Genomic DNA, 23371 nt, shown 5'->3' on the forward strand with positions numbered 1-23371 from the left:
AGGCAAAAACAGAGGGGATAAAACAACGGTGGCGGCCCTTTGTGGCCGCCACCTCTGTGATGCTTGTCAACTGCTGGCATTAGCCGCTGATGCCCACCTCCAGCTTGAACGGCGTCTTGGCCTTGCTGCTCTCGGCCGCCCCCATCTGGTAGACCCGAATGGTATAAGTGCCCTTGGCGGGCAGGGTTGCCTCAAAGTTGTTCCCTTCCGTAGAGCCGATAAACATCGCCTCCCCCTTGCTGCCCGGCGGCAGAATATTGAAGTAGGGCTTGCCGGTCAGGATCACCACCATGCTCTGGCCCTTGTTGGCCGTCAGCTTGTAATCGAGGGTCTGGCTACCCTGAATGGTGCCGTTGATGGTTGCCCCTGACTCCCCCTTTTTGAACTGCACTTGCTGGGTCTTGATCCCGTCAGCCGCCTGCGCCACGCCCGCAATACCACCGAAGAGCGCAGATGCACATACCGCTGCCAGCCATGCTTTTCTCATCATTTGTCATCCCTTGTGTGAATGGAACCCCTGTTACTGTTGCTCAAGGTGGCCCAAAAAACCATCGCCGTTCGCGGTATCGCTCAATCAATTTGCCATCACGATCGACCCGCCATCAAAAGGGGCGCCGCAGCGCCCCTTCTCTTTACTCTTTGTCGACCATCAGCTTGATTTGCCCGCCTTGGGCTCATCGAGGGTGTGTTTCACCTCTTCATACCAGAGGTCGTGGTGCTCCTTGGCCCAGGTCTCGTCCACCTCGCCGGTCACCATCCCCTCCAGCGCCCCTTCCAGCTGGAACAGGCCCATGTAGATATGGAAGATAAAGCCGCAGATAAGGATCAAGGCGCCTACGATATGGATGAAGCTGGCCCACTCCATCTGACGGCGCAGCTGGCCGAAGATGGGGAAGTCGAGGAACAGCCCGGTCGCAACCACAATGCCGCCAAACCAGATCAGCAGCCAGAAGATCGCCTTCTCGCCGCCGTTGGAGAAGCCCGCCGAGGGGTGACTCCCCTTGTGCTTGCCGAGCATGCCACCAAACTTCATGAACCACTGCACATCCACCATGTTGACGATGTTGTGGCGGAACCACTTGATGAGCACCCCCATCAGGCAGAGGAAGAAGAGCGGCCCCACGTAGTTGTGGAACACCTTGGCAAACCAGATCCAGTTCTCCCACACCCCGAGGCTCACCACCGGCTTGATGAAGTACTTGCCGTAGATGATGGCCAGCCCCGACCCGGAAAGGGTCAGAAACATGGCCGCCGTGGTCCAGTGCAGCGCCCGATCAAGCCGACTCCAGCGCTTGAGCTTGCGCCCGGTGCGCGGTTTGGAGAGCTTGGTCTGCCCCACCACCAGGTACATCAGACCGCACATGCCCAAGGATCCAAAGATAGCGATGGCACCGAGCGGCGACACCCACTTGGTCTTCACCTCGAACCAGAGCTGGCCCGGCACCGAGATAAGCACTCCGTGCTCCGGCGAGCGGGAGGTGGTCACCCCCTCCTGCCCATCCTTCACCGCCCGCCAATAATCGGCGCCGGCAAAGCCGACCGCCTCTTTCTCGGCATCGGCGAAACTTGCGGTACTCACCAGCAGCAGGGCAGCAAACAGGGCCATTAGCCAGGTTTTCATGCCGCCCCTCCCTGCTTGTTCAGCTTGCTGGCATCGTGAAACAGCTCATCGCCATTACCCCAAGCCGCATCCTTGGCGCCGCGATAGGCAACCCGCTCGCGGAAGATATCGGAGATGACCTGCGCATCCCCCGCCAGCAGCGCCTTGGTAGAGCAAAGCTCGGCACACATGGGCAGCTTGCCCTCGGCGATGCGGTTGGCACCGTACTTCTGGCGCTCCGCCTCGCTGTGATCCTCTTCCGGGCCACCGGCGCAGAAGGTGCACTTGTCCATCTTGCCCCGATCGCCAAAGGCGGCGGTTTTCGGGAACTGGGGCGCTCCGAATGGGCAGGCAAACAGGCAGTAACCGCAACCGATGCAGAGATCCTTGTTGTGCAGCACTATGCCGTCGTCGGTGTGATAGAAGCAGTCGGCCGGGCAGACCGCCATGCAGGGGGCGTCGGTACAGTGCATGCAAGCGACCGAGATGGAGGTCTCCCCCGGCAGGCCATCGTTGAGGGTCACCACCCGGCGGCGCTGGATGCCCCACTCGAGGGCATCGTCGTTCTCGTTCTTGCACGCCGTCACACAGCCGTTGCACTCGATGCAGCGCTTGGTGTCACACATGAATTTCATTCTGGCCATGGGATCAGGCTCCTACTTTGCGAAAACGGCACAGGGTGACCTTGGTCTCCTGCATCTGGGTGACCGGGTCATAACCATAGGTGGTGACTATGTTGACCGACTCCCCCAGCACATAGGGGTCAGACCCTTCCGGATATTTGGATCGCAGATCCTTGCCCTCGAAGTGGCCGCCGAAGTGGAACGGCATAAAGGCGAGCCCCGGCTTGACCCGCGGGGTCACCAGCGCCTTCACCTTGACCCGGCCCCCTTCCGGCCCCTCGACCCACACATCCTGACCGTCGCGCACGCCGACATCGTTGGCATCCGCCGGGTTCATCTCGACGAACATCTCCTGCTGCAATTCAGCCAGCCAGGGGTTGGAACGGGTCTCGTCGCCGCCCCCCTCATACTCCACCAGACGGCCGGAGGTGAGGATGATGGGGAACTCCTTGCTGACATCCTTCTCCTGCACCGAGGCGTACTGGGTCGGCAGGCGCCACAGGCTCTTGGCATCGGGCCAGGTGGCGTAGTCGGCCAGCAAGTCGCGGCGCGGGGTGTAGAGCGGCTCGCGGTGCTTGGGCACCTGATCTGGGAAGGTCCACACCACGCAGCGCGCCTTGGCGTTGCCGTAGGGGACGAAGCCGTGCTTGATGGCGACCCGCTGGATGCCGCCGGAGAGGTCGGTCTTCCAGTTCTTGCCCTCGGCCTCTTTTTTCTCGGCCTCGGTCAGCTCATCCCACCAGCCGAGCTGCTTCATCAAATCGGCGGTGATCTCGGGATAGCCGTCTTCTACTTCACTTCCCTTCGGCCAGGAGTCTTCGGCGAGCAGCGAGACGCCCTGATACTCGATGCCGAAACGGGCACGGAAACCGCCGCCCCCTTGCGAGACCGGAATGCTGGTGTCGTAGAGGATGTGGCTGCCGGGGTGCTTCATCTCAGGGGTGCCCCAACAGGGCCAGGGCAGACCATACACTTCGCCACTGACCGGGCCACCTTCGGCCTTGAGGTTGGTCTTGTGGAAGGTGTGCCAGTTCTGCTGGTGCGCCTTGAGCCGCTCCGGGCTCTGGCCGGTGTAGCCCACGCTCCACATGCCGCGGTTATATTCGCGAGTGATGTCTTCCAACAGCGGCTGGTTGTTCTCCACCTTGATGTGCTTGAACAACTGGTCGGCAAAGCCGAGCTTCTTGCTCAGCAGATACATGATTTCGTGGTCGACCTTGGATTCGAACAGGGGCTCGATCACCTTGTCGCGCCACTGCATGGAGCGGTTGGTGGCGGTGACGGAACCATAGGTTTCGAACTGGGTGGTGGCCGGCAGCAGGTAGACGCCGTCGGTGCGATCGTTCATCACGGCAGCGACTGTGGGATACGGGTCGACAATCACCATCATGTCGAGCTTTTGCATCGCCTTCTTCATCTCGGGGCCGCGAGTCTGGGAGTTGACCGCATGGCCCCAGTAGAACATGGCGCGGATGTTGGAGCCCTGCTCGATCAGATCGGCGTTCTCCAGCACCCCGTCCACCCAGCGGGAGACCGGAATGCCGTTGTTGTTCATCGGCAGCTTGCCGTTGTAGGCCTTGTTGTCAAAACGTGCCTTGACCCACTCGTAATCGACGTCCCACACCCGGGCCCAGTGCTTCCAGGAGCCCTCTTCCAGCCCGTAGTAGCCGGGCAGAGAGTCTGAGGTGACGCCAAAATCGGTGGCCCCCTGCACGTTGTCGTGACCACGGAAGATGTTGGTGCCCGCCCCGCTCTTGCCCACGTTGCCGAGGGCCAGTTCGAGGATGCAGTAGGCACGGGTGTTGTTGTTGCCGGTGGTGTGCTGGGTGCCGCCCATGCACCAGACCACGCAGCCGGGACGGTTGTCGGCCAGCAGCTTGGCGGCGCCATAGACCTGCTGTTCGTTGAGGCCGGTCACCCGCTCCACTTCCGCCGGAGTCCAGCGCGCCACCTCTTTTTGCACCTCGTCCATACCGTAGACGCGGGTGCGGATGAACTCTTTATCTTCCCAGCCGTTCTTGAAGATGTGCCAGAGCATGCCCCAGATAAAGGCGACGTCGGTGCCCGGGCGCAGGGAGAGGTACATGTCCGCCTTGGCGGCGGTGCGGGTGCGGCGCGGGTCGACCACCAAAATCTTGCAGCCGTTGCGCTCTTTGGCCAGCAGGATGTGCTGCATGGCGACCGGGTGGGCCTCCGCCGGGTTGGAGCCGATAAACATGATCGACTTGCTGTTGTGCATGTCGTTCAGGCTGTTGGTCATGGCGCCGTAGCCCCAGGTATTGGCGACCCCGGCCACCGTGGTGGAGTGGCAGATGCGCGCCTGGTGATCCACGTTGTTGGTGCCCCAAAGCGACGCCATCTTGCGAAACAGGTAGGCCTGCTCGTTGGAGTGCTTGGCGGAGCCGAGCCAGTAGACGCTGTCGGGGCCGGACTCCTTGCGAAGGCGCAGCACTTCGTTGCCCACCTCTTCGATGGCCTGATCCCAGCTGATGCGCTGCCACTTGCCGCCCACCAGCTTCATCGGGTACTTGAGGCGACGCTCACCGTGGCCGTGCTCGCGCAGGGCCGCCCCTTTGGCACAGTGACCGCCCAAGTTGAAGGGGTGATCAAAGGCCGGCTCCTGACCAGTCCAGACGCCGTTTTGCACCTCGGCATAGACGCCGCAGCCCACCGAGCAGTGGGAACAGATGGTACGCTTCACCTCGACCGGCACCCCGGCCGCCACGGTTTTGGCCTCGGCCCGCTGCATCATGGCAGGGGCCAGCCAACCGGCGGCCACGGCGCCACCGGCTACCAGACCCGAGTTGACCATAAAGGCGCGACGGGTCAGCCCCTGACCGCGAACAGCCTGATTGCCCTGCTCACCCGCCTGGGGCTGCTCGGCACGTTTTGTCAGTTTCATGAGTTCTCCTTCGCTATGTTCGGCACTGATCCGGCTCAGTCGGTGCCGCGCAGGGTGCGATAAAAGTCGTGAACATGGGGGGTCTCCCGATAGCCCTTGTCAGGCTCGGTGTCGTGGGTCAGCACCTCTTTGCCCACCACTCGGCCGGTGGCACCGGCCAATACGCCTATGGTGGCGACCACGCCAACTCCCTTGATCAGATTGCGGCGGGACGGGTCTTTCAGCTGTTCATCGCTCATTCTTGTGACCTCTGTTTTTGTAATGTCCGGCGCCAGCGCGCCAGCTTCGCGTTCAATGGGACATCTCGTCTATTCGTCTTGTTATGGGTGGATAAGGGCGTTCAGCCCGTCACCACACAGGCGCCAAACGGCAGGCGCAATTCGTTTTCTAGCTTGAAGAAATCTTCGGCAAGGGCCCCGACCGCCCGGTAGAAGCTGCCCCCTTTCGCCTGTTGCTGATCGCGGCAGCAGGCGAGTACCCAGGGGGCAAGGTGGCGTTCATAGAAGCGGTTGCGCTCCGGGTGCTGCTCGGCAATCAACACAGCCATCACCTCACAGAGGGCGGCAAGATGATCTTCCGGCTCGCACACTCCGCTCTGGCGCTCAAAACCGAGGGACTGCAGATCTGCGCGCAGCACCGCCAGCGGCAGCTCCATCAAAGAGCCGGTGAGATACCAGGAGGCAAACGGCACGATCTCCCCGCGCCCCAGCCCGATAAAGAGCTCCTGATACTCCTCGGCAAGCTCGTTTTCGTGGTGGCTGCTGGCCGCCAGCTGCACCAGCCCCAGCCCTCTGGCAAAGGGGCCCGGCATCGGCTGCAACCCTTGCAGCCAGGCGAGCTGTTCGCCACGGGGGGCTGCACGCCAGAGGCTTGCCAGCAGGGCGTAGAGATCGGCGCTGCTCTGTTCCAGTTCGGTCATGGTCAGTTCGCCAGACTTTTCGTTATGTTGTTCACTCATCACTGGCCCCTCATACCTTGAGCTGGGAGACGGGATCCGCCGACAGCGCCGCAAACACATCCTTGACCCGACAGTCCTCGCACATCAGCAGCCGCTGGGCGGCCTCGTTCTGGAAGTGGGAGTGACCGGCCAGTTTTTGCTGGATGCGGCGGATCATTGAGGCGGGCGCGAACGGCTTGGAGCAGCGAATGCAGCAGGCCGCCTCTTCGGCTTTGAGGCTCTGCACGGCGCGGCGCGCCTCGGGCACGGGTTGCAGGCGGGGCATCAGTTCGATGGCCTGCTCGGGGCACGCCTTTTCGCACATGCCGCACTGGATGCAGTCCTGCTCGATAAAGTTGAGGCCGGGAGCATGACCCACCGCATGCAGGGCTCGGCTCGGGCAGACTGCCACGCAGCCCATGCAGAGGGTGCAGTCAGACTCTTTGAGTTCCACGCTGCCGTAAGGGGCGCCGTGAGGCACCGCCAGCGGCTCGCGGCTCCCTTCGTTGGCCTGCCAGAGGGCGTCGAAGGCGGCAAACAGGTTTTCCCGTTTGTCCCCTTTGAGCGGCTTCTCCAGCAGGGCAATGGCTGACTGCGCGTAAAGAGACTCATCCATTTCGGCATCGCCGTTAAACAGGGCAATACGATTGGCAGCAAGCCCAGCGCCCGCCAAGAGCACGGCGGCGCTCGCCAGCTCCCGCTCAACCAGCGCACGGACGCTTTCGGGGGCATCGTCACCCAGCGCAATGCGCACCGCACTGGCGCCATAGGCAAGGGCGGCAAACCAGCTCTCGATGCCTAAACTCGCGCTCTCCTCCACCCAGACTGGCAGCCAGTTGGCGGGCAGTCGTATGAGTTCCGTTTCCACCCATTCGCGCTCGCTTTCACCGGCGATCAGCAGCTGGGGCGCTTCGCCCCCCGCCTCGCGGTAGTGCTTGAGCAGGCGCAGCAGGTAGTCGCCGCTGGTGTTGGCGTCGGGCTGGTGATAGGCAATCGCCCCGGTCGGGCAGGCAGAGGCGCAGCTGCCAAAGCCCTGACAGAGATGGGGATCGATCTGGATGCGACCATTGATGGGCTTGAGCGCATCGGTCGGGCAGACATCGAGGCAGCGGCTGCAACCGGGCACGCCGCGGGCGGTAAAGGCGCAGGCCTCGGGGTCGAGGCGAAAATAGCGAGGCTTGTCGAAGATACCGGTCAGCGCGCAGAGATCGACAAGCCGTTCGGCCAGCCCATCGTCATCGGCAAGATGTAGATAGCCGACCGGCGGGCGCTCCAGCGCAAAGAGCGGGGCGCGGCCCAGATCGGCCACCAGATCGAAGCGAGGTTCGCGTGGCTGTTCACTGACAACAGCTGCTTGGTGTGGAAAGCCTTGTTGTGGGAAGCAAAGCGCCGCCAGGTTAACCCGCTCCCCCTGCCCATTGAGGCCGGTGAGCTGAAACTGCCCCAGATAACCTGTCAGGCTCGGTTCGCGCAGGGTCAGTGCCGCGAGGGATGCGGTGGCATCGAAAATGGCTTCGAGATCTGCCGCCTCGGCGTCATGCACAGCTTCGGTCACCAGCAGAGTGGGCTTCACCCCGGCGGGCAGCAGGCTGGCAGCGCGGCGAATGCGGTCTTCCGGGCCGACCAGCAGCAGGCGCCCCTGACTCTGGTAAGAGACAGTGGCCGGGATCAGGTTGTCGGTCTTGACCGTATGCTGCAGGGCATAGGCGCGAGCGCGCGCGTTATGCTCGGCCGCCCCCTCCCCATGGGCAAGATTGGAGGCCAGATTTGGGGCCAGATTTGGCAATGTTTGTTCAGTGCTCACATACGCTCCTGTGCGCGCCACCTCATGGGATGGGCGCTTGTTGGTAAGCCGAGAGAGCAAGAGGCGAGCCAACTCCCCCGGGAAAAAAGTGACTGACAGGGAGTCAGGATCCTGAGGGTTCCATTCCCCCACCTTCGGTTGGGACATTTTGTCCACCAGAGGAAACCAAAATGTCCCGATCGTCGGTGTGGGTTTGAGAATGGTTATCAGCCAGCTCGTCGGCGGAAGGTTCGCTGACAAGCGCCACCGGTTCAGCGGATCCGCTGGCCGAATTGGTCGATTCGCTCTCCGGGGCGGTTACCTGATCTACCAGCCAGTTGCGCAGCCCGGCGCTCAGGGCTGCGGGCAGCAATTCGGGCTGGCTGAAATCCTGGGTGTAGTCGTCGAGCCCATCCGGTTTGTGGCTGCGAAACATGGCCCGCAGCGCCTCCCTGTCGGGGAGTTTGGCCTTGCCCGGCTGGGCCGTTTTCAGCGGCGGTTCGCCACTCTCGGCACCCTCAACGGCAAGAGGTTCACAGCTCCCCTTGTCAGTGCTGACTACGGGGCTATCCAGCGAGGTATCTGGATTTTCAGCTTCGCCACTGCTTTCGGTTGACACGGTAACAGCCTCGGGAATGGCCTCTTCCCGTGGCTGCAATGCCTGATGCTTGCGCGCCTCACTCTTGCGAGACGACCAACGCTTGAGGAACTCACTCATGGGCGTTGTTTCCGGCCTTGTTTACGGCACAGGTTCCGGCGTCGCTGCCACGCTCGCGGCCATCGGGGCCGGTGGCTTTAACGGCGCCGCAGCTGGCTTGATCTACCGTATCGACACCGAGCTGATCCTGCGCCCGTCCCTTGCCCTTCTTGCCCTTGCGACGGGCCTCCAGCAGCTCGCCGTGACGACCGATAAAGGACTCCACCCAGGCTTGCAGCGCCTCGGGCAGCGGGCAGGAGAGCACCTGCCGCTCGCCATCCATATAGGCGGCGGCCACGGTCTGGCTCAGGGTCAGGCCATCGGCCACAAAGCCATTGTCCACGCGGCTTCCGGTGACAAAGAGGCGGGGCGAGCCGGAGCTCAGATTGAAGCGATAATCCCCCCGCTCATCGCGAAACAGGGTAAGGGGCAAAGCACCGACAGCCTCAGGTTCGGCGGGATGGAGCGCCGCAATCTCGAAACGGCGGCTCTGCCAGCGGCCAACCTGGCTGTCGATGGCCTTTAACTCCAGTTGCAGCCAGCGCTGCGGGGAGAGGGGTTTGGTTGTCTCTTGCACTGTCACGGCTCCCATCAGAAGGTCTCTACCGGGCCGCCCTCCCCCGTAATCCACCCCGTTCGGGGCGGCTCAGAGCAGGGCATTCAGGGCGGCCACGGCCATTAATGGGATAAGACATAGCAAGAGTGGGGCCAAGGCCGGTCTGGTGGCCGATGGGGGCTTTGATGCAGGTTGGCGCGAGCGTAGGTTGGTGCAGAGCGCAGCGAAGCCCAACATGCCGCGTAAAACCAATCCGCCAGAGCCGAATCAAAAGGGATGGCAATAATCGAATAACACCAAATTATCCGATTATTGCTTTTGAAATATTCTGTGGTAAACGTTGGGCTTCACTTCGTTCAGCACCAACCTACAATTCATCCCAACATACGAGATGCTCGCCGCAGTAACCTATAGCATTTTCCATAAAGTCAGCATAATCGCCAAGCTTCCAATCACATATGGGCCAATAAGATCCAAATTCTCTCGATACTTAAAAAATGCTGAAGATTGATATTTTAATTCATATGAAAGTAACTTAATATATTTTTTACGCGTCCATTTATCATTAAACTTTGTTAATTTAATCAACTCTTCAAATTGATGTGTCTCGCCATCTTCATCTATGTGATAAGAGGGGAATATTAGTGCCCTTTTAAATATTCCAGATACGTAATACTTAGATTCTTGTATACCAGGCTCATCGCTCCCAGAAAACTCCACAGCAGGCCCTAATAAACCACGTACATCTTCCATAACAACGTCATAGTAAAACACATTTCGGTCTTCAAGCATTCGACCAGACCATAGATTGTAAAGCTCTTCATGATAACTATGTGCATATGCGTAGTAACGAATTAGAAGGTACACAACCGATAAAAGTAAAAAAACATTCAAGCCAGACTGATTTTCAAATTCAATTTTAAATATAAATGTATTTGCTTCTTTGAATGTCGCACCAGTAAAGTCAATGGCTAACATCAAAACAGATAGTAAAACCAATAGTTTCCTTTTACTCTGTAAGCCTGTATCTTCATCAATCCTCTTCCTATAACTCAATAAATTTTCGCTTAACATTACGAACCTATCACCCTTGCTTTTGTAAAATCAAACACAAACAAATTAAATATTTATACCTAATGAATAAACTTTATCATACGAACTCATACAGAACCCAATAAAAAGTGATATTTTGATCGATTTTTGCAAAACACAATATGTTTACCTACAACGATAATTTTCTTTTAACAATCTGGAACAAAACTTGCTGTATCCCTCCCCTTAGATCCCGGCAACCGGTCGCGAGGGGCCCATGACACCGACCTTTATCAAAAGCAATGCTGCCGCCCAGCTCACCATGGCCGTCGAGGTGATGGATGAACAGGGCACACTGCAAACCCGCCAAATCGCCTGTGAGCGGCCACTGACGGTCTACCTCAACTGGAAGGAGATAGTAACCCTGATGACGCTGGGGGCCCGCCCCGAAGCGCTGGTACTGGGTTATCTGAAAAATCAGGGCTTTATCGAGGATATTTCGGCCATCGAGTCGGTGATCGTCGACTGGGAGAGCGAGGCCGCCGCCGTGGTAAGCAGTCAGCAGGCCGCCGATCTCGACAAGTCACTGGAGAAGAAGACGGTCACCTCCGGCTGCGGTCAGGGCACCATGTATGGCAGTGTGATGAAGAAGCTCGAAGGGGTGGTCTTGGCGGCGCCGGAGCTTAAACAGAGCACCCTCTACGCACTGCTCAAGGCGCTGTCGGCCCATAACGAAACCTACAAGATGGCGGGTGCCGTTCATGGCTGCGCCATCTGTCGCGGCGCGGAGATCCTCTCCTTTGTCGAAGATGTGGGGCGCCACAATGCGGTGGATACCCTGGCGGGCGAGCTCTGGATGCGCGGCGAGAGTGGCCACGACAAGATCTTCTACACCACAGGGCGGCTCACCTCGGAGATGGTGATCAAGGTGGCGCAGATGGGCATTCCGGTGCTGCTGTCGCGCTCCGGCGTCACCCAGATGGGGCTGGATCTCGCCCGCCAGCTCGGCATCACCATGATTGCCCGCGCCAAAGGGCGCCATTTCGAGGTATTCAGCGGCCACGACCATATGGTGCTGGACGAGAAGCCGCCGGTGCTGGCGCCCGGTTCGGCCGGTCGCGGGATGCGGGATTAAACCATGAACGAGTTTATGAACGTGAAGCAGGTGGCGGAATACCTCGATCTCAACGAGAAGAAGGTCTACCAGCTCGCCAACGAGGCGCGTATCCCCGCCACCAAGGCGACCGGCAAGTGGCTGTTTCCCCGCTCCCTGCTCGACCGCTGGCTGCTCGGCAGTTGCCACGAGGGGGTGATGAACGACCGGCTGCTGCTGGCAGGCTCGGACGATGTGCTGCTGCACTACGCCAGCAGCCGCTTGGCCCGGCAGCTCGGCACTCAGGCACTGGTGGGCTACACCCCGTGCGGCACCCGTCAGGGGCTGGCGATGCTGGCGCGCGGCCATGTGGATCTCTGCGCCATCCACTGGGGGCAGGCCGAGGAGGCGCACCTGCGCCATCCGGCGCTGGTGCAGCAGTATCAGGGCCACCGGCAATGGGTGATCGTTCATGGATTCAGGCGGGTGCAGGGGCTGGTGCTGCGGCAAGGGCTGCAACCCAAGGAGGCGAAAGAGGCGCTCGACTGGCGCTGGGCCATGCGTCAAGAGGGGGCTGGCAGCCAGCGCGCCCTGCAGGAGTGGCTGCAAACCCAGGGGGAGTCGCTGACCCGGCTGGAACGCACCCTCGAGGTCAATAGCGAGCGGGAACTGGCTGCCGCCATCAGCCGCGGCGATGCGGATGTCGGGCCCGGCGCCCAGAGCACCGCCACCGAGTTTGGCCTCGGCTTTATGCCCTTGTCGCAGGAGTGCTTCGATCTGGTGATGCCGCAGGGGGTCTTCTTTCGCACCCTGCTACAACAGCTGATCGGCTGGCTGCAATCCCCCGAGGGGCGCGAGCTGGCGGCCCGCCTCGGCGGCTATGACCTGACCCAAAGCGGCAAGCTGGTGTGGAGCCCGCAGTAAATAACCAATCACCCACCGACAAAACAGCCCGCCAACCATGTTGACGGGCTGTTTTTATAACGGCCTTTTTATAACAGCATCAATCGCTTGTCTCACGCCCCTCGGCATTGAGGGCAATGCGCCACCCTTCCAGTTTCGCGGGCTCGCTGCCGCTGGGCAGCAGGGCATGGCTGCGCAGCCGCACGGTAAAGCAGCTCCCCTGCCCCGGGGTGGAGTCCACCAACAGCTCCCCACCCCAGCGACTGATAATGCGGTGGCTCAGGGCCAGCCCCAGACCGGTGCCGGTAGCGCGGGTGGTGAAGAAGGGGTCGAAGATCTTGTCGATAATGGCCGCCTCAATGCCGCTGCCGTTGTCGATCACCCGCACCTCGGCCCCGCGCAACTGACCCAGTTCATCGACCCAGTCGCGGCTCTCGACCCGGATCTCCCCCTGCTCTCCCAGCGCGTGGCTGGCGTTGACCAAGAGGTTGATCAGCACCTGTAGCAGCTGCTGACGATCCGCCTCAATGGGCTGCTGGGCCCTGAGATCGGCCACCAGCTCCACCTGCTGCTGACGCAGGGCGGAGCGCACCAGGGTCAGGCTCTCCTCGATGATGGGGTTGAGGTGCTGCCACACAGGCTCTGTCTCGTAATCGCCAGGGCGCGAATATTGCAGCAAGCTGCGGGTGATGGCACGAATGCGCTCGATCTGGGCCAGCACCAGCGCCAGCTCCTCGCTGACCGGCTCGGCCGCCTCCCCCAGCTCCAGCTTCATCAACTCCACATTGCCGAGGATCACCGCCAGCGGGTTATTGATCTCATGGGCCACCCCGGCAGAGAGCTCGCCAAGGGCCGCCAGCTTCTCGCTGATGAGCAACTGCTGGCGCGCCTCGGTCAGCATATGGATATGATCTTCCAGCTCGGCAGTCTTGAGCTCGAGGCTTTGGGTACGCTCGGCCACCTTCTGCTCCAGCTCGTCGGCACTGCGGGCCATCTGCTGCTGATGCGCCTCCTGCCTGTCCAGCATGGCGTCGAACTGGCGACCGAGCTGGGCCAGCTCGTGGTCAGGGTCGAGGGCCAGCGGGCCGATGCGAGCCGACTCCCCGGCCTGCACCTGCCGCACCACCTTGTGCATCCGCTCGATAGGGGAGAAGAGATCCCGCGCACCGCGATAGACCAGCAGGCCCGAGAGCAGTAACAGCAGCACTACTCCGGAGCCCAGCTCCACCAGATTGGTGAGGTAGGTGCGGATAATGGGCCACTCGAGAAAGCCCACATAGAGCATGCCGAGCCGCTCGCCCCTAGCCCCCAGCAGTGGCTCGTAGCCGGAGACATACCAGGCGTCGTGGACGAAAGCGCGGTCAACCCACATCTCCCCCCGCCCCAGTACCTGATCGCGCACCGGCGGCGAGACCCGGGTGCCCACCGCCCGGCCCACCTGACGGCTGCTGCTGACCGGCACGTTGGTGCTCACCCGCAGATCGTCGAGAAACAGGGTGACAGTGCCAACGCTGCCATCCGGCAGGGTATTTTTGGCAAACACCTGCCCCTTGAGCTCATCCACCAGCCGGGTGCTGCCGTTGACAAGCTCGCCCCCCTCCAGCACGGCCCAAAGGGAGCCGTCGCGGCCCATCACAGGGGTCAGTGACAGGCTGATCAGCCCCCTGTCCTCCACCACCCTGGTGCCATCCCGCTGCCACAACACAGCCCGCTTGGCCAGTTGCTGGGAGAGGGCGAGCATCTCCTGCTGCGACCAGACCACGAAGTGGCTGACGCTGCGACCGGCCGTGAGGGCGGCGCGCTCCTGCGCCGTCAGCTGATCCAGCTCGGGGCCACGGCGCAAGCGCAGAAAATCGAGACCATAGTTGGCCGCCAGCGGCATCACCCAGTCATGCAACTGATCCGGCGATTCCCGCAGCCGAAGCTGAAAGGCCCAGGCATCGCGCAGATGCTCGAGATGCTTGGTCTGGCGCTGCTGCTGCACCGTGATGGCGTGGTGGGCCACCCCAAGATCGCTGCGCACCGTGGTGAGCAGGTTCTGCCAGCTGTAGGTGAGAGTCCAGTAGAGGGTGAGCGCTATCATGCCCACCAGAGTGAGCATGATGGGTACCGAGGTGAGCAGCAGCAGGCGCCAGCGCACTTTGGTGCGCACGCAACGGGGCAACAGGGCGCGCATGCAGCGGGAGAGCAGGGTCAGCTTCATCGCCACCCCATCCGATCAGCCTTCCTCATTCGATGGCCCACTCCTTGAATTTGCGATCCAGCGTCTTGCGCGCCACCCCGAGCACCCGGGAGGCGGCCGACTTGTTGCCATCATGGCTCGCCACTACTTGCAGGATGTGGGCTTTTTCCACCTCCGCCAGCGGCCACGCCAGCGGGTAGCCCTCCTCACTTGTGCCCGGTTCGGCGGGCTTGCTGCTCTGCCAGTAATCCGCCGGGGGCTTGCCCAGCAGCAGGCAGCGTTCGATGAGGTTGCGCAGCTCCCGCACGTTGCCGGGCCAGGGGTAGGCCTGCATCGCCACCACATCCTCGTGGGTCCAGCTCAAGGAGCCCATCCCCATCTCGGCGGTGAGCTGGCGGGTAAAGTGGTGCACCAGCGCGGGGATGTCATCGACGCGATCCCGCAAGGGGGCGACCGGCAGCGCTACTACGTTGAGGCGATAGAAGAGATCCTCGCGAAAGCGGCCCGCCTCCACCTCGGCCTTGAGGTTGCGGTTGGTGGCGGCGACGATACGCACATCCACCGCCAATTCGCGCTCGGCACCGACCGGGCGAATGGCTTTTTGCTCCAGCGCTCGCAGCAGGGAGGCCTGCATGGCGAGCGGCATCTCACCGATCTCGTCGAGAAACAGGGTGCCCTGATGGGCGACCCGAAACAGGCCATCGCGCCCCTTGCGGGCGCCGGTAAAGGCCCCCTGCACGTGGCCAAACAGCTCGCTTTCCAGCAGCTCCGGCGCGATGGAGGCGCAGTTGAGGGGCACAAAGGCCCCCATCCGGCCAGAGAGTTGATGCAGGGCACGGGCCACCAGCTCCTTGCCGGTGCCGGACTCCCCCTCCACCAGTACGGCGGCGTTGGAGGGGGCCACTCTGGCGATGAGCGTCTTGAGCTCGCGGGTCTTGGCACTGTCGCCGATCAGGGTGGGCGGGAACAGCTTGCTCACCTCCCGGCGCAGCAGCAGGTTCTCCCGCTCCATCTGGCGGCGCTCGATGACTCTGTCCACCGCCTGCACCATCTGATCGAGGTTGAAGGGCTTGAGGATAAAGTCGCTGGCGCCGAGGCGCAGCGCCTTGAGGGCGGTCTCCATATCGCCAAAACCGGTCATGAAGATAATGTCGCTGCGGCGGGTTGCGGGGTCGATGGCTTCGTGCCACTCGATGCCGGAGCGCCCCGGCAGCCGGATGTCGGCAATGATAAGGTCGAAGTGAAGGCGGCAGCGCAGGGCTTCCGCCTCCTCCACGCTGGCGGCAGTCTCAATCTGGGCAAAACGCTTGGCCAGCGCCTTGGCCAGAAAGCTGCGCATGCCGGGCTCATCGTCAACGATAAGCAGGGAGAGGGCAGACCAGCGGCTGGGAGGGAGTGTCATGGAAAAAAGTACCTCGGATGCACGTACGGTCGGTGAATGTCCCGATAACCGGAACCTTAGTGGGACATTTTGTCCTTACCGTATCAAAAGCACCAACACCAATTATTAAAAGCGATAACAAGCTCACCTAATTGATTCTAATAAGCTTCTGTTTTTAAACGGCAAACCGTGAATGCACCGGCAAAGGAACAGTTTGGCACCCTGCTTGCTTACTCTTGCCCTCTCCTCATCCACCCTGAAAAAAGTTGCATCACGATGACGATAAAAACCAACCTCAAACGTTTTGCCCTCTCCCTCGCCGCCAGCCTGCTGATCGCCGGTGCGGCCCACGCCGAAGCGGATACTAATGCCACAAAAGCGCCGATCCGCCTCGCCACCACCACCAGCACCGAGCAGTCCGGTCTGCTGGGCTGGCTGCTGCCCCAGTTCACCAAGGAGACCGGTTATCCGGTGCAGGTGATGGCGGCCGGTACCGGCCAGAGCCTGAAGATGGGCGAGAACGGCGATGCGGATCTGGTGATGACCCACGCCCCCTCTGCCGAGAAGAAGTTTGTCGACGCAGGCTTTGGCATCGAGCCAGTGCACCTGATGTACAACGACTTCGTTATCGTCGGCCCGGCCAAAGATCCGGCGGGTCTGGCCAAGCTGCACGATGCAGCCAAGGGGCTGCAGGCCATCAAGGAGCAGGGCCAGACCTTTATCTCCCGCGGTGACGAGTCCGGTACCCACATCAAGGAGAAGACCCTGTGGCAAGCCGCTGACGTTAAACCCGAGTTTGCCGGTTACAAATCCATCGGCCAGGGGATGGGCCCGACCCTGACCATGGCCTCGGAGCTCGGTGCCTACACCCTGACGGACCGCGGCACCTGGCTCGCCTACCAGAGCAAGCTGGATCTCGCCGTACTGCTGGAGGGTGACAAGCGCCTGTTCAACCCCTATCAGGTGATCCTGGTCAACCCCAAGCGCTACCCGGATCTCAACACCGAAGGGGCCCGCACCCTGAAGAACTGGCTGGTCTCCGAGCATGGCCAGAAGCTGATCGGTGACTTCAAGGTGGCGGGTCAGGCGCTGTTTGTAGCGGATGCCAACGGGAAATAATGGCAACCCTGACCCCTGCGATGACCTTGATGGCCCTCCCCCGGTTCGCTGAGGGAGGCGCCTGATGCCGACCCTGCTCGACACGACCGTATTGACGGCCCTCGCCCTGCACGATGAGAGAGAGGCGTCATGCCGACCTTGATCGATACAACGCTGGCGGCCCTCGCCCTGCTGTTCAGTGGTGACACCGAACTGTGGCAGGTGGTGGGGGTCTCCTTCTCCGTCTCCTGCATCGCCCTGCTGCTGGTGCTGCTGCCCGCATTGCTGCTGGGCTTTGCCCTGGCCTATCTGCCGCTGCCCGGCCGCTGGCTCTGGCTCTCCTGCATCAATACCCTGCAATCGGTGCCGACCGTGGTGATTGGCCTCTTGCTTTACATGCTGTTGTCGCGGGCCGGCCCTTTTGGCGACTGGAAGCTGCTCTTTACCCAGCAGGCGATGGTGGTGGGGCAGATGCTGATCGCCTTCCCGGTGATCGCCACCATGGCCCACGCGGCGTTTGTCCAGAGCGATCGGCGCGCCTGGGAAACCGCCCTGACCCTGGGGGTCTCCTGGCCCAAGGCGCTGATCGGCCTGATGCACGAGTGCCGCTTTGGCCTGCTGGCCGCCATCATCGGCGCCTTCAGCCGCATCGTCACCGAGGTGGGCTGCTCCATGATGGTGGGGGGCAATATCCTGCACTTTACCCGCAATATCCCCACCGCCATCGCGCTGGAAACCCAGAAAGGGGCCTTCACCCAAGGGGTGGCGCTCGGCATAGTGCTGCTCACCCTCGCCCTCTTGCTCAACCTGCTGCTGACGGCCTGTCGCGGCCACAGCTATCTGAAGAACTGACCATGCCCCCACTGTGTACCAACAGGAGTACCCCATGGCCCTGACCGCCCACCAGCTAACGATGCGCTTTGGCGAGCGCCAGCTGTTCGAGATTGACCGGCTCGCCATCGCACCGGGGGATGCCATCTGGCTGCATGGAGCCAACGGGGTGGGCAAGACCACCTTGCTCAAGATCCTGGCGGGGCTGCTCACCCCCACCCGCGGTCACACCAATCTGCCGGGGCGCTGGCAACAGCGCCTAAACCGGCTGCTCAAGCGGGATCTGGGACCGGGCCGGGTTACCTATCTGCACCAGACCCCCTATCTGTTCGATCGCACGGTGCACGACAACGTCGCCTGGGCGCTCGATAAACAGCTCGGCAGCGAGATCCGGGTGTTCGAGGCGCTGCGCCGGGTCGAGCTGGAAGGGCTGGCGCGGGAGCACATCAGCATCCTCTCGGGTGGCGAACGGCAACGGCTGGCGATGGCACGCGCCTGGGCGCTGCAACCGGCCTTTCTGCTGATGGATGAGCCCACCGCCAATCTGGATACACATTCGGTTGCCCTGATGGCCGCATTGGCGCAAGATCTGCGGGAACATGGCAGCGGCCTGGTCATCATCAGCCACCAGAGCAACGCCCTGACCGACCTGTGCGAGCGGCAATGGACCCTCGCCCGTGGCCAGCTGCAAGAGACGACCCCTTTAAAAATCATCGAGCGACATGACTTCAAAAAGCGACAGCCACTCTGATCCCGTTGCCGTATCAGCAGTGATCCTGGCAGGAGGCCGCGCCACCCGGATGGGGGGCGAAGACAAGGGATGGGTAGCACTGGCGGGACGCCCCCTTATCGACCATGTGTTGGCGCGCCTGCGCCCCCAGGTGGATGAGGTGCTGATCAACGCCAACCGCAGTCAGACCCGCTATCAGACGCTGGCCCCGGTCATCAGCGATGACAACAACGACTATCTCGGCCCGCTGGCGGGCATGCAGGCGGGCCTTGCCGCCGCCCGTCACGACTGGGTGCTGTTTGTCCCCTGCGATGGCCCCGCCCTGCCGCTGGATCTGATGAGCCGCTTTCGCGCCGCCCTGACCCCGGATACCGAGCTGGTAGTGGCCCACGATGGCGACTGGCTGCAACCCGTGGTGGCCCTGCTGCACAAATCCCTGCTCCCCTCCCTCACCGCCGCGCTGGCAGAGGGTGAGCGCAAAATCGATATCTGGTTTGCCCGCCACAATATGGCGGTGGTGAGCTTTGCCGATCAGCCGGATGCCTTTATCAATCTCAATAGCCCTGCCGAGCTGGCCGCCTACGAGGCCCGTCTGCTCGCCCCGGCTATCGCCCCCCAACAAGGAGTCACCTCATGACCCCGGCCCCCACTCTTCCCCTGCTCGGCTTTGCCGCCTGGAGCGGCACCGGCAAGACCACCTTGCTGGAGCAGTTGATCCCCCTGCTGGTGGATCGAGGCCTGCGCATCGGGGTGCTCAAGCACGCCCACCACGACTTTGATATCGACCAACCGGGCAAAGACAGCTACCGCCTGCGCAAGGCGGGTGCCCAGCAGATGATGGTTGCCTCCCGCCGTCGTCATGCCCGTATCATTGAAACGGAACTGGCCGAAGCCGATTTTCGCCAGTTGCTGGCCAGCTTCGATCAGACAGAGCTCGATCTGCTCTTGGTCGAGGGGTTCAAACACGAACACTTCCCGAAAATCGAGCTGCACCGCGCCGAAATTGGCAAGCCGCTGCTCTTCCCCGAAGACAGCGACATCATCGCGCTGGCCAGCGATCAGCCCCAACAGAGTGGCGAACAACAGCAGACAAGCCTGCCCCGACTCGATATCAACGATCTGGCGGCTATCGCCGACTTCGTCTGCCGCTGGCTTGACGGCTGCCAGAGCAAGGAGCCGGAGGCGGGCAAGGGCTTTCTCTCGGTAGAGGCGGCCCGCAACGCCATTCTGGCGGCCCTCCCCCCTAGCACTGCCTGCTCCGAAAAACCGCTGGCCCAGTGCCACGGCGCTGTGCTAGCCGCCGATCTGATAAGCCCCATCAATGTGCCTCCCCACGCCAACTCGGCGATGGATGGCATTGGCCTTCGCAGCGACGATCTCGCCGCCGGTCGCTGGCAACTGGTGGGGGAAGTGCTAGCAGGGCAACAGCGCCACGAGCCTGTGCTGGCCGGTCAGGCGGTGCAGATCATGACCGGCGCCCCGCTGCCCCCCGGTGTGGATACCGTGGTGATGCGGGAAGAGACGCATATTGAAGGTGAGTGGGTCACCGTCACCGCCCCAGTCCGGGCGCGGCAGAATGTGCGCCTCGCCGGCGAAGATCTCGCCAAGGGCGCGGTCGCCATCCCGGCCGGTACCTGGCTGGGTGCCCCCCAACTGGGGCTGGCGGCATCACTCGGTCAAGCCAGTCTCACTGTGCGCACCCCGCTGAAAGTGGCGCTGTTCAGTACCGGTGACGAGGTGCAAGCGCCGGGCGAGCAGCTCGCCCCCGGCCACATCTTCGACAGCAACCGCTTCACCCTGATGGCCCTTATCCGCGCCGCCGGTTGCGAGGTGATGGACCTTGGCATCATTCCCGATGACAAAACCATTCTGCGCCAGCAGCTGGAGCAGGCCGCCGCCAGCGCCGATCTGGTGCTGAGCTCGGGTGGGGTCTCGGTGGGCAATGCCGACTTTATCAAGCTGGTGCTGGCGGAGCTGGGCCAGATCGATTTCTGGCGCATCCAGATGCGGCCGGGCCGCCCGCTCGCCTTTGGCAAGCTGGGGCAGACCCCCTTCTTCGGCCTGCCGGGCAATCCGGTAGCGGCGATGATCTGCGTGCTGCAATTTGTCGAGCCCGCCATCGCCCGCCTACAGGGCAAGCGGTGGCAGCCGCTGCGCCTCTCGGCACTGGCGGACGAGAAGATGAAGAGCCGCCCGGGGCGCACCGAGTTTCTGCGCGGCATCTTCCATCAGGACCGTAACGGCCAGCTGCGGGTGCGCACCACAGGGCCACAGGGCTCGGGCATTCTCAGCTCCATGAGCGATGCCAACTGCCTGATCGAAATCGTACCGGATCAACCCGGGATCGCCGTTGGCGAGCGGGTCTGGATCCACCCCCTGCAGGGACGACTGGCCTAAATCCCGACGGGGCGTCGGCCGGATGCACGGCGCCCCGTCCCCCACCTGACAGGAGGCAGACCGTGCGTCTTGATGCCCCCCTCTCCCGACTCGATCTGCTGGTCTATGGCCGCTACCGGATCGTCCATGGCCTGCGCATTGCGCTCGCCTTTATGCTCACCTTTCTGCTGACCCGCGAGCTTAAACTGCCGGAGAGCACCTGGCCGCTGATCACACTCGTGGTGGTGATGGGCCCCATCTCGTTTTGGGGCAATGTGCTCTCCCGCGCCCTGCAGCGGGTGGTGGGCACCATCTTCGGCGCCAGTTGCGGGGTGGTGGCACTTTATCTCGAGATCTACTCCCTGCCACTCACCCTGGTCTGGTGCGGCTGCATCATGTTCCTCTGCGGCTATCTGGCCCTCGGCAAGCGCCCCTATGTGGGGTTGCTGATCGGCATCACCCTGGGGGTTACCATGGGGGCCATGCCGGGGGATATAGAGACGGCGCTGTGGCGCAGTGCCGACGTGATACTGGGCTCCCTGCTGGCACTGCTCTTTTGCAGCATCTATCCCCAGCGGGCCTACAGCCACTGGCGGCTGCAACTGCACCAGATCCTGCAGCAGTCGGGGCGGCTCTATCACACTCACCTCTCCCCCAATGTGCTGGAGCGCCCGCGCCTCAAGCACAATCTCTCCCAGCTGTTGGCACAGACCGGCAAACTGCGGGCCCTGCTGGCCCCGGCGGCCAAAGAGACACGCCACAGCGTCGCCCTGTTTGATGCGGTGCAGGTCACCATGCGCAACACCCTCTGCACTCTTGAGATGCTGGCCAACACCTACTGGAACGATCGGGAGAGCCACTTCCTGATGCAGAGCACGGCTGCGCTGCAAGCCTGCCATCTGGCCACCGAGGAGGCGATCAACCAGCTTGCCCTGATGATGCAAACCGGCGACGGTCGCGGGGCCGATGCCGCCATCGCCCGCCTGCACGAGGTGGCGACCCAGGTATCGCTGCCGCCCAACGCAGAGGCAGCCATCAATGGCTACCTCTGGCTCAACGTTCAGCTGACCGAGCAGCTCACCCACCTGCGCCGCCTGCTGGGGCTGATCCTCACCCCGCCCCATCGCAAGCAGCCCGACTAGGCCCAATGCAAAACGCCCCGCAATTGCGGGGCGTTTTGCTGTCTGACTGGCCGTTTGGGCCATGAAGGCAGCAAATCTTAACTGGCATTGGCCAGCGGCTGCTCGGTGGTGAGGTAGAGGGAGAAATCCTGAATACCCTCCTGCAGGGCGGCAAAACAGTCGGGGTCTATTGCGGTGCCCAGATTCTCCGCCATCATCTCCAACGCCTGCGGCACAGGGATGGCGCCGCGATAGGGGCGCTTGGCGGTGATGGCATCGAAGATGTCGGCTGTGGTAATGATGCGCGTCTCAAGGGTAATCTCGTTCCCCTTCAGCCCCTTGGGGTAGCCCTTGCCATCGAGCCGCTCATGGTGGGCGCCCGCCACTTGTGCCAGCTCCTCGAAGGCGCCGATACGGCTCAGGATCTCCTCGGTATAGGCGGCATGCATCTGCACCGCCGCCCACTCCTGCGCATCGAGTTTGCCCGGCTTGTCGAGAATGGCGTTGCTCACCCCGAGCTTGCCCACATCATGGAGCAAGGCGCCCCGCTTGAGCCAGCGTCGACGCGACTCGGACAACCCCATCTGGGTGGCAAGAATGTCGGTATAGAGCGCAACCCTGCCGCTGTGACCGGCGGTGTAGGGACTTTTGGAGTCCACCACCTGCCCGAAGGCCGCCGCGATTTCGTCCAGATAATCTTCATCCAGCGCTACCTCCCCTTGCCCGGCCGGGTGGACCAGCACCCACTCGGTCAGTCGGGGATCGGCCAGTCCTTGCCAGAACTCTTCGTCGGCCAGCGCTTCAAATTCCCGAACCAGTGCCGGATCAAACCAGCTGCCGCTGCGCTCGCGCAGCTCCTTGAGCGCCGCATCCGGGCCTGCGGCCGCGTGAAATACATCCACCACCTGACAGAGCAGGGCAATGCGCGAGAAGAGCGGGATCGCCTCACCAGCCAGTTGCAGGGGCCGACCTTTGCCATTCCAGTGTTCATCGAGGGAGAGAATGCCATCAGCCACCTCGTCACTGAAACGCAGCTGGCGAGCGATATCCGCCCCCCGATGACAGCGGGTCTGGATCAGTTCGTTGGCAATCTGGTCACCGTTGCGAAAGATATGAAACAGGCTGCGAAAACGTCCCAGCAGATCCGCCTGCAAGCCGGTGTGGCCCAGCACAAAGTTGACTACCTCGGAGAGGGAGCCATCCACCAGTTTGAAATCGCGTTTGAAGTGAAGATCGTCGGTGAGATAGAGCTCGCAGATGCGGGCGGCATTGCTGCTGCACCCAAGATCCTTAAGCAGGAGCGTGTAGTAGAGGTCATGGCGCAGCCGGGCGTCCAGTCCCAGCCGCTCCCCCAGACGGGAACCTATCCAGCAGCAGCGAATGCAGTGTCCTCTTGGTTGCCCCTCGGTCATATCGAGCGCATGACTGAGGGAACCAATCAACTCCGCCAATCGCAATCCATTCACCGTCATAGTCTACTCCCTTAGACATCATGGCGATTTTGCCAGCAGATTAGGTATACCCCA

General features: G+C 62.1%; 21 protein-coding genes. 8 read left to right on the forward strand and 13 right to left on the reverse strand.

What is annotated here, in order from left to right; all coding sequences use genetic code 11:
* Nucleotides 1–79 precede the first annotated feature (79 nt).
* The 10 genes from ACTG2S_RS16370 to ACTG2S_RS16415 all read right to left on the reverse strand — a co-directional run bounded on the left by ACTG2S_RS16370 (nt 80) and on the right by ACTG2S_RS16415 (nt 10172).
* Nucleotides 80–490 (reverse strand): hypothetical protein, encoded by a 411-nt coding sequence (locus ACTG2S_RS16370; protein WP_013723543.1) that lies wholly within the window; start codon nt 488–490, stop codon nt 80–82.
* Nucleotides 491–649: 159 nt separating this feature from the next.
* Nucleotides 650–1621, reverse strand: coding sequence for a formate dehydrogenase subunit gamma (locus ACTG2S_RS16375; RefSeq protein ID WP_421283304.1), 972 nt, complete (start codon nt 1619–1621; stop codon nt 650–652).
* Nucleotides 1618–2244, reverse strand: coding sequence for a formate dehydrogenase FDH3 subunit beta (gene fdh3B / locus ACTG2S_RS16380; RefSeq protein ID WP_005334799.1), 627 nt, complete (start codon nt 2242–2244; stop codon nt 1618–1620). The genes ACTG2S_RS16375 and fdh3B overlap by 4 nt, the downstream gene beginning before the upstream one ends.
* 4 nt (nt 2245–2248) lie before the next feature.
* On the reverse strand, nt 2249–5125 hold the full coding sequence (locus ACTG2S_RS16385; protein WP_439982946.1) for a formate dehydrogenase subunit alpha: 2877 nt from the start codon (nt 5123–5125) through the stop codon (nt 2249–2251).
* 35 nt (nt 5126–5160) lie between these two features.
* Nucleotides 5161–5364 (reverse strand): transcriptional initiation protein Tat, encoded by a 204-nt coding sequence (locus ACTG2S_RS16390; protein ID WP_005303194.1) that lies wholly within the window; start codon nt 5362–5364, stop codon nt 5161–5163.
* Nucleotides 5365–5465: 101 nt separating this feature from the next.
* Nucleotides 5466–6083, reverse strand: a complete 618-nt coding sequence (locus ACTG2S_RS16395; RefSeq protein WP_439982949.1) for a TorD/DmsD family molecular chaperone — start codon at nt 6081–6083, stop codon at nt 5466–5468.
* Between the two features lie 10 nt (nt 6084–6093).
* Nucleotides 6094–7866: a 4Fe-4S binding protein gene (locus tag ACTG2S_RS16400; RefSeq protein ID WP_274161787.1), complete on the reverse strand. Its 1773-nt coding sequence runs from the start codon at nt 7864–7866 to the stop codon at nt 6094–6096.
* A 103-nt stretch (nt 7867–7969) separates the two neighbouring features.
* Nucleotides 7970–8563 (reverse strand): DUF3306 domain-containing protein, encoded by a 594-nt coding sequence (locus ACTG2S_RS16405; protein WP_439982953.1) that lies wholly within the window; start codon nt 8561–8563, stop codon nt 7970–7972.
* Nucleotides 8556–9134: a DUF3305 domain-containing protein gene (locus ACTG2S_RS16410; protein ID WP_439982956.1), complete on the reverse strand. Its 579-nt coding sequence runs from the start codon at nt 9132–9134 to the stop codon at nt 8556–8558. The genes ACTG2S_RS16405 and ACTG2S_RS16410 overlap by 8 nt, the downstream gene beginning before the upstream one ends.
* Nucleotides 9135–9506: 372 nt before the next feature.
* The gene (locus ACTG2S_RS16415) at nt 9507–10172 is read right to left on the reverse strand and encodes a hypothetical protein (protein ID WP_139391600.1); all 666 of its coding nucleotides are present in this window, start codon (nt 10170–10172) and stop codon (nt 9507–9509) included.
* Nucleotides 10173–10407: 235 nt separating this feature from the next.
* On the opposite strand from ACTG2S_RS16415, the gene ACTG2S_RS16420 reads away from it, so the two are divergent.
* Nucleotides 10408–11265 carry a formate dehydrogenase accessory sulfurtransferase FdhD gene (locus ACTG2S_RS16420; RefSeq protein ID WP_236293369.1) on the forward strand — a complete coding sequence of 286 codons (858 nt, stop codon included), beginning with the start codon at nt 10408–10410 and terminating at the stop codon, nt 11263–11265.
* A 15-nt stretch (nt 11266–11280) separates the two neighbouring features.
* The gene (locus ACTG2S_RS16425) at nt 11281–12147 is read left to right on the forward strand and encodes a helix-turn-helix transcriptional regulator (RefSeq protein WP_104014986.1); all 867 of its coding nucleotides are present in this window, start codon (nt 11281–11283) and stop codon (nt 12145–12147) included.
* A 79-nt stretch (nt 12148–12226) separates the two neighbouring features.
* Here the strand turns inward: ACTG2S_RS16425 and ACTG2S_RS16430 are convergent, their stop codons facing one another.
* Together ACTG2S_RS16430 and ACTG2S_RS16435 are read right to left on the reverse strand one after the other, a co-directional pair.
* On the reverse strand, nt 12227–14329 hold the full coding sequence (locus tag ACTG2S_RS16430; protein ID WP_439982958.1) for a sensor histidine kinase: 2103 nt from the start codon (nt 14327–14329) through the stop codon (nt 12227–12229).
* A gap of 25 nt (nt 14330–14354) precedes the next feature.
* Nucleotides 14355–15710 (reverse strand): sigma-54-dependent transcriptional regulator, encoded by a 1356-nt coding sequence (locus ACTG2S_RS16435; RefSeq protein WP_439982960.1) that lies wholly within the window; start codon nt 15708–15710, stop codon nt 14355–14357.
* 255 nt (nt 15711–15965) lie between these two features.
* Here ACTG2S_RS16435 and ACTG2S_RS16440 point away from each other — a divergent pair, with 255 nt between their 5' ends.
* From ACTG2S_RS16440 to ACTG2S_RS16465, 6 genes are all read left to right on the forward strand, one after another.
* A complete protein-coding gene (locus ACTG2S_RS16440) occupies nt 15966–16808 on the forward strand; it encodes a substrate-binding domain-containing protein (protein WP_005334826.1) in 843 nt (280 codons plus the stop codon).
* Nucleotides 16809–16937: 129 nt separating this feature from the next.
* Nucleotides 16938–17639, forward strand: a complete 702-nt coding sequence (locus tag ACTG2S_RS16445; protein ID WP_019446238.1) for an ABC transporter permease — start codon at nt 16938–16940, stop codon at nt 17637–17639.
* Nucleotides 17640–17673: 34 nt separating this feature from the next.
* Nucleotides 17674–18369 (forward strand): energy-coupling factor ABC transporter ATP-binding protein, encoded by a 696-nt coding sequence (locus tag ACTG2S_RS16450; RefSeq protein WP_429058240.1) that lies wholly within the window; start codon nt 17674–17676, stop codon nt 18367–18369.
* Nucleotides 18341–18985, forward strand: a complete 645-nt coding sequence (gene mobA, locus ACTG2S_RS16455; protein ID WP_019446236.1) for a molybdenum cofactor guanylyltransferase MobA — start codon at nt 18341–18343, stop codon at nt 18983–18985. Before ACTG2S_RS16450 ends, mobA begins: the two co-directional genes overlap by 29 nt.
* Nucleotides 18982–20745, forward strand: a complete 1764-nt coding sequence (locus tag ACTG2S_RS16460; protein WP_439982962.1) for a bifunctional molybdopterin-guanine dinucleotide biosynthesis adaptor protein MobB/molybdopterin molybdotransferase MoeA — start codon at nt 18982–18984, stop codon at nt 20743–20745. The genes mobA and ACTG2S_RS16460 overlap by 4 nt, the downstream gene beginning before the upstream one ends.
* Nucleotides 20746–20807: 62 nt before the next feature.
* Nucleotides 20808–21866, forward strand: coding sequence for an FUSC family protein (locus ACTG2S_RS16465; protein WP_139433190.1), 1059 nt, complete (start codon nt 20808–20810; stop codon nt 21864–21866).
* 77 nt (nt 21867–21943) lie between these two features.
* Here ACTG2S_RS16465 and ACTG2S_RS16470 read toward each other — a convergent pair whose 3' ends face one another.
* Nucleotides 21944–23317, reverse strand: a complete 1374-nt coding sequence (locus ACTG2S_RS16470; protein ID WP_139398726.1) for an HD-GYP domain-containing protein — start codon at nt 23315–23317, stop codon at nt 21944–21946.
* Nucleotides 23318–23371: the final 54 nt, after the last annotated feature.

It is taken from the genome of Aeromonas sp. 82P (assembly GCF_051919365.1).
Taxonomy (GTDB): Bacteria; Pseudomonadota; Gammaproteobacteria; order Enterobacterales; family Aeromonadaceae; genus Aeromonas; species Aeromonas veronii.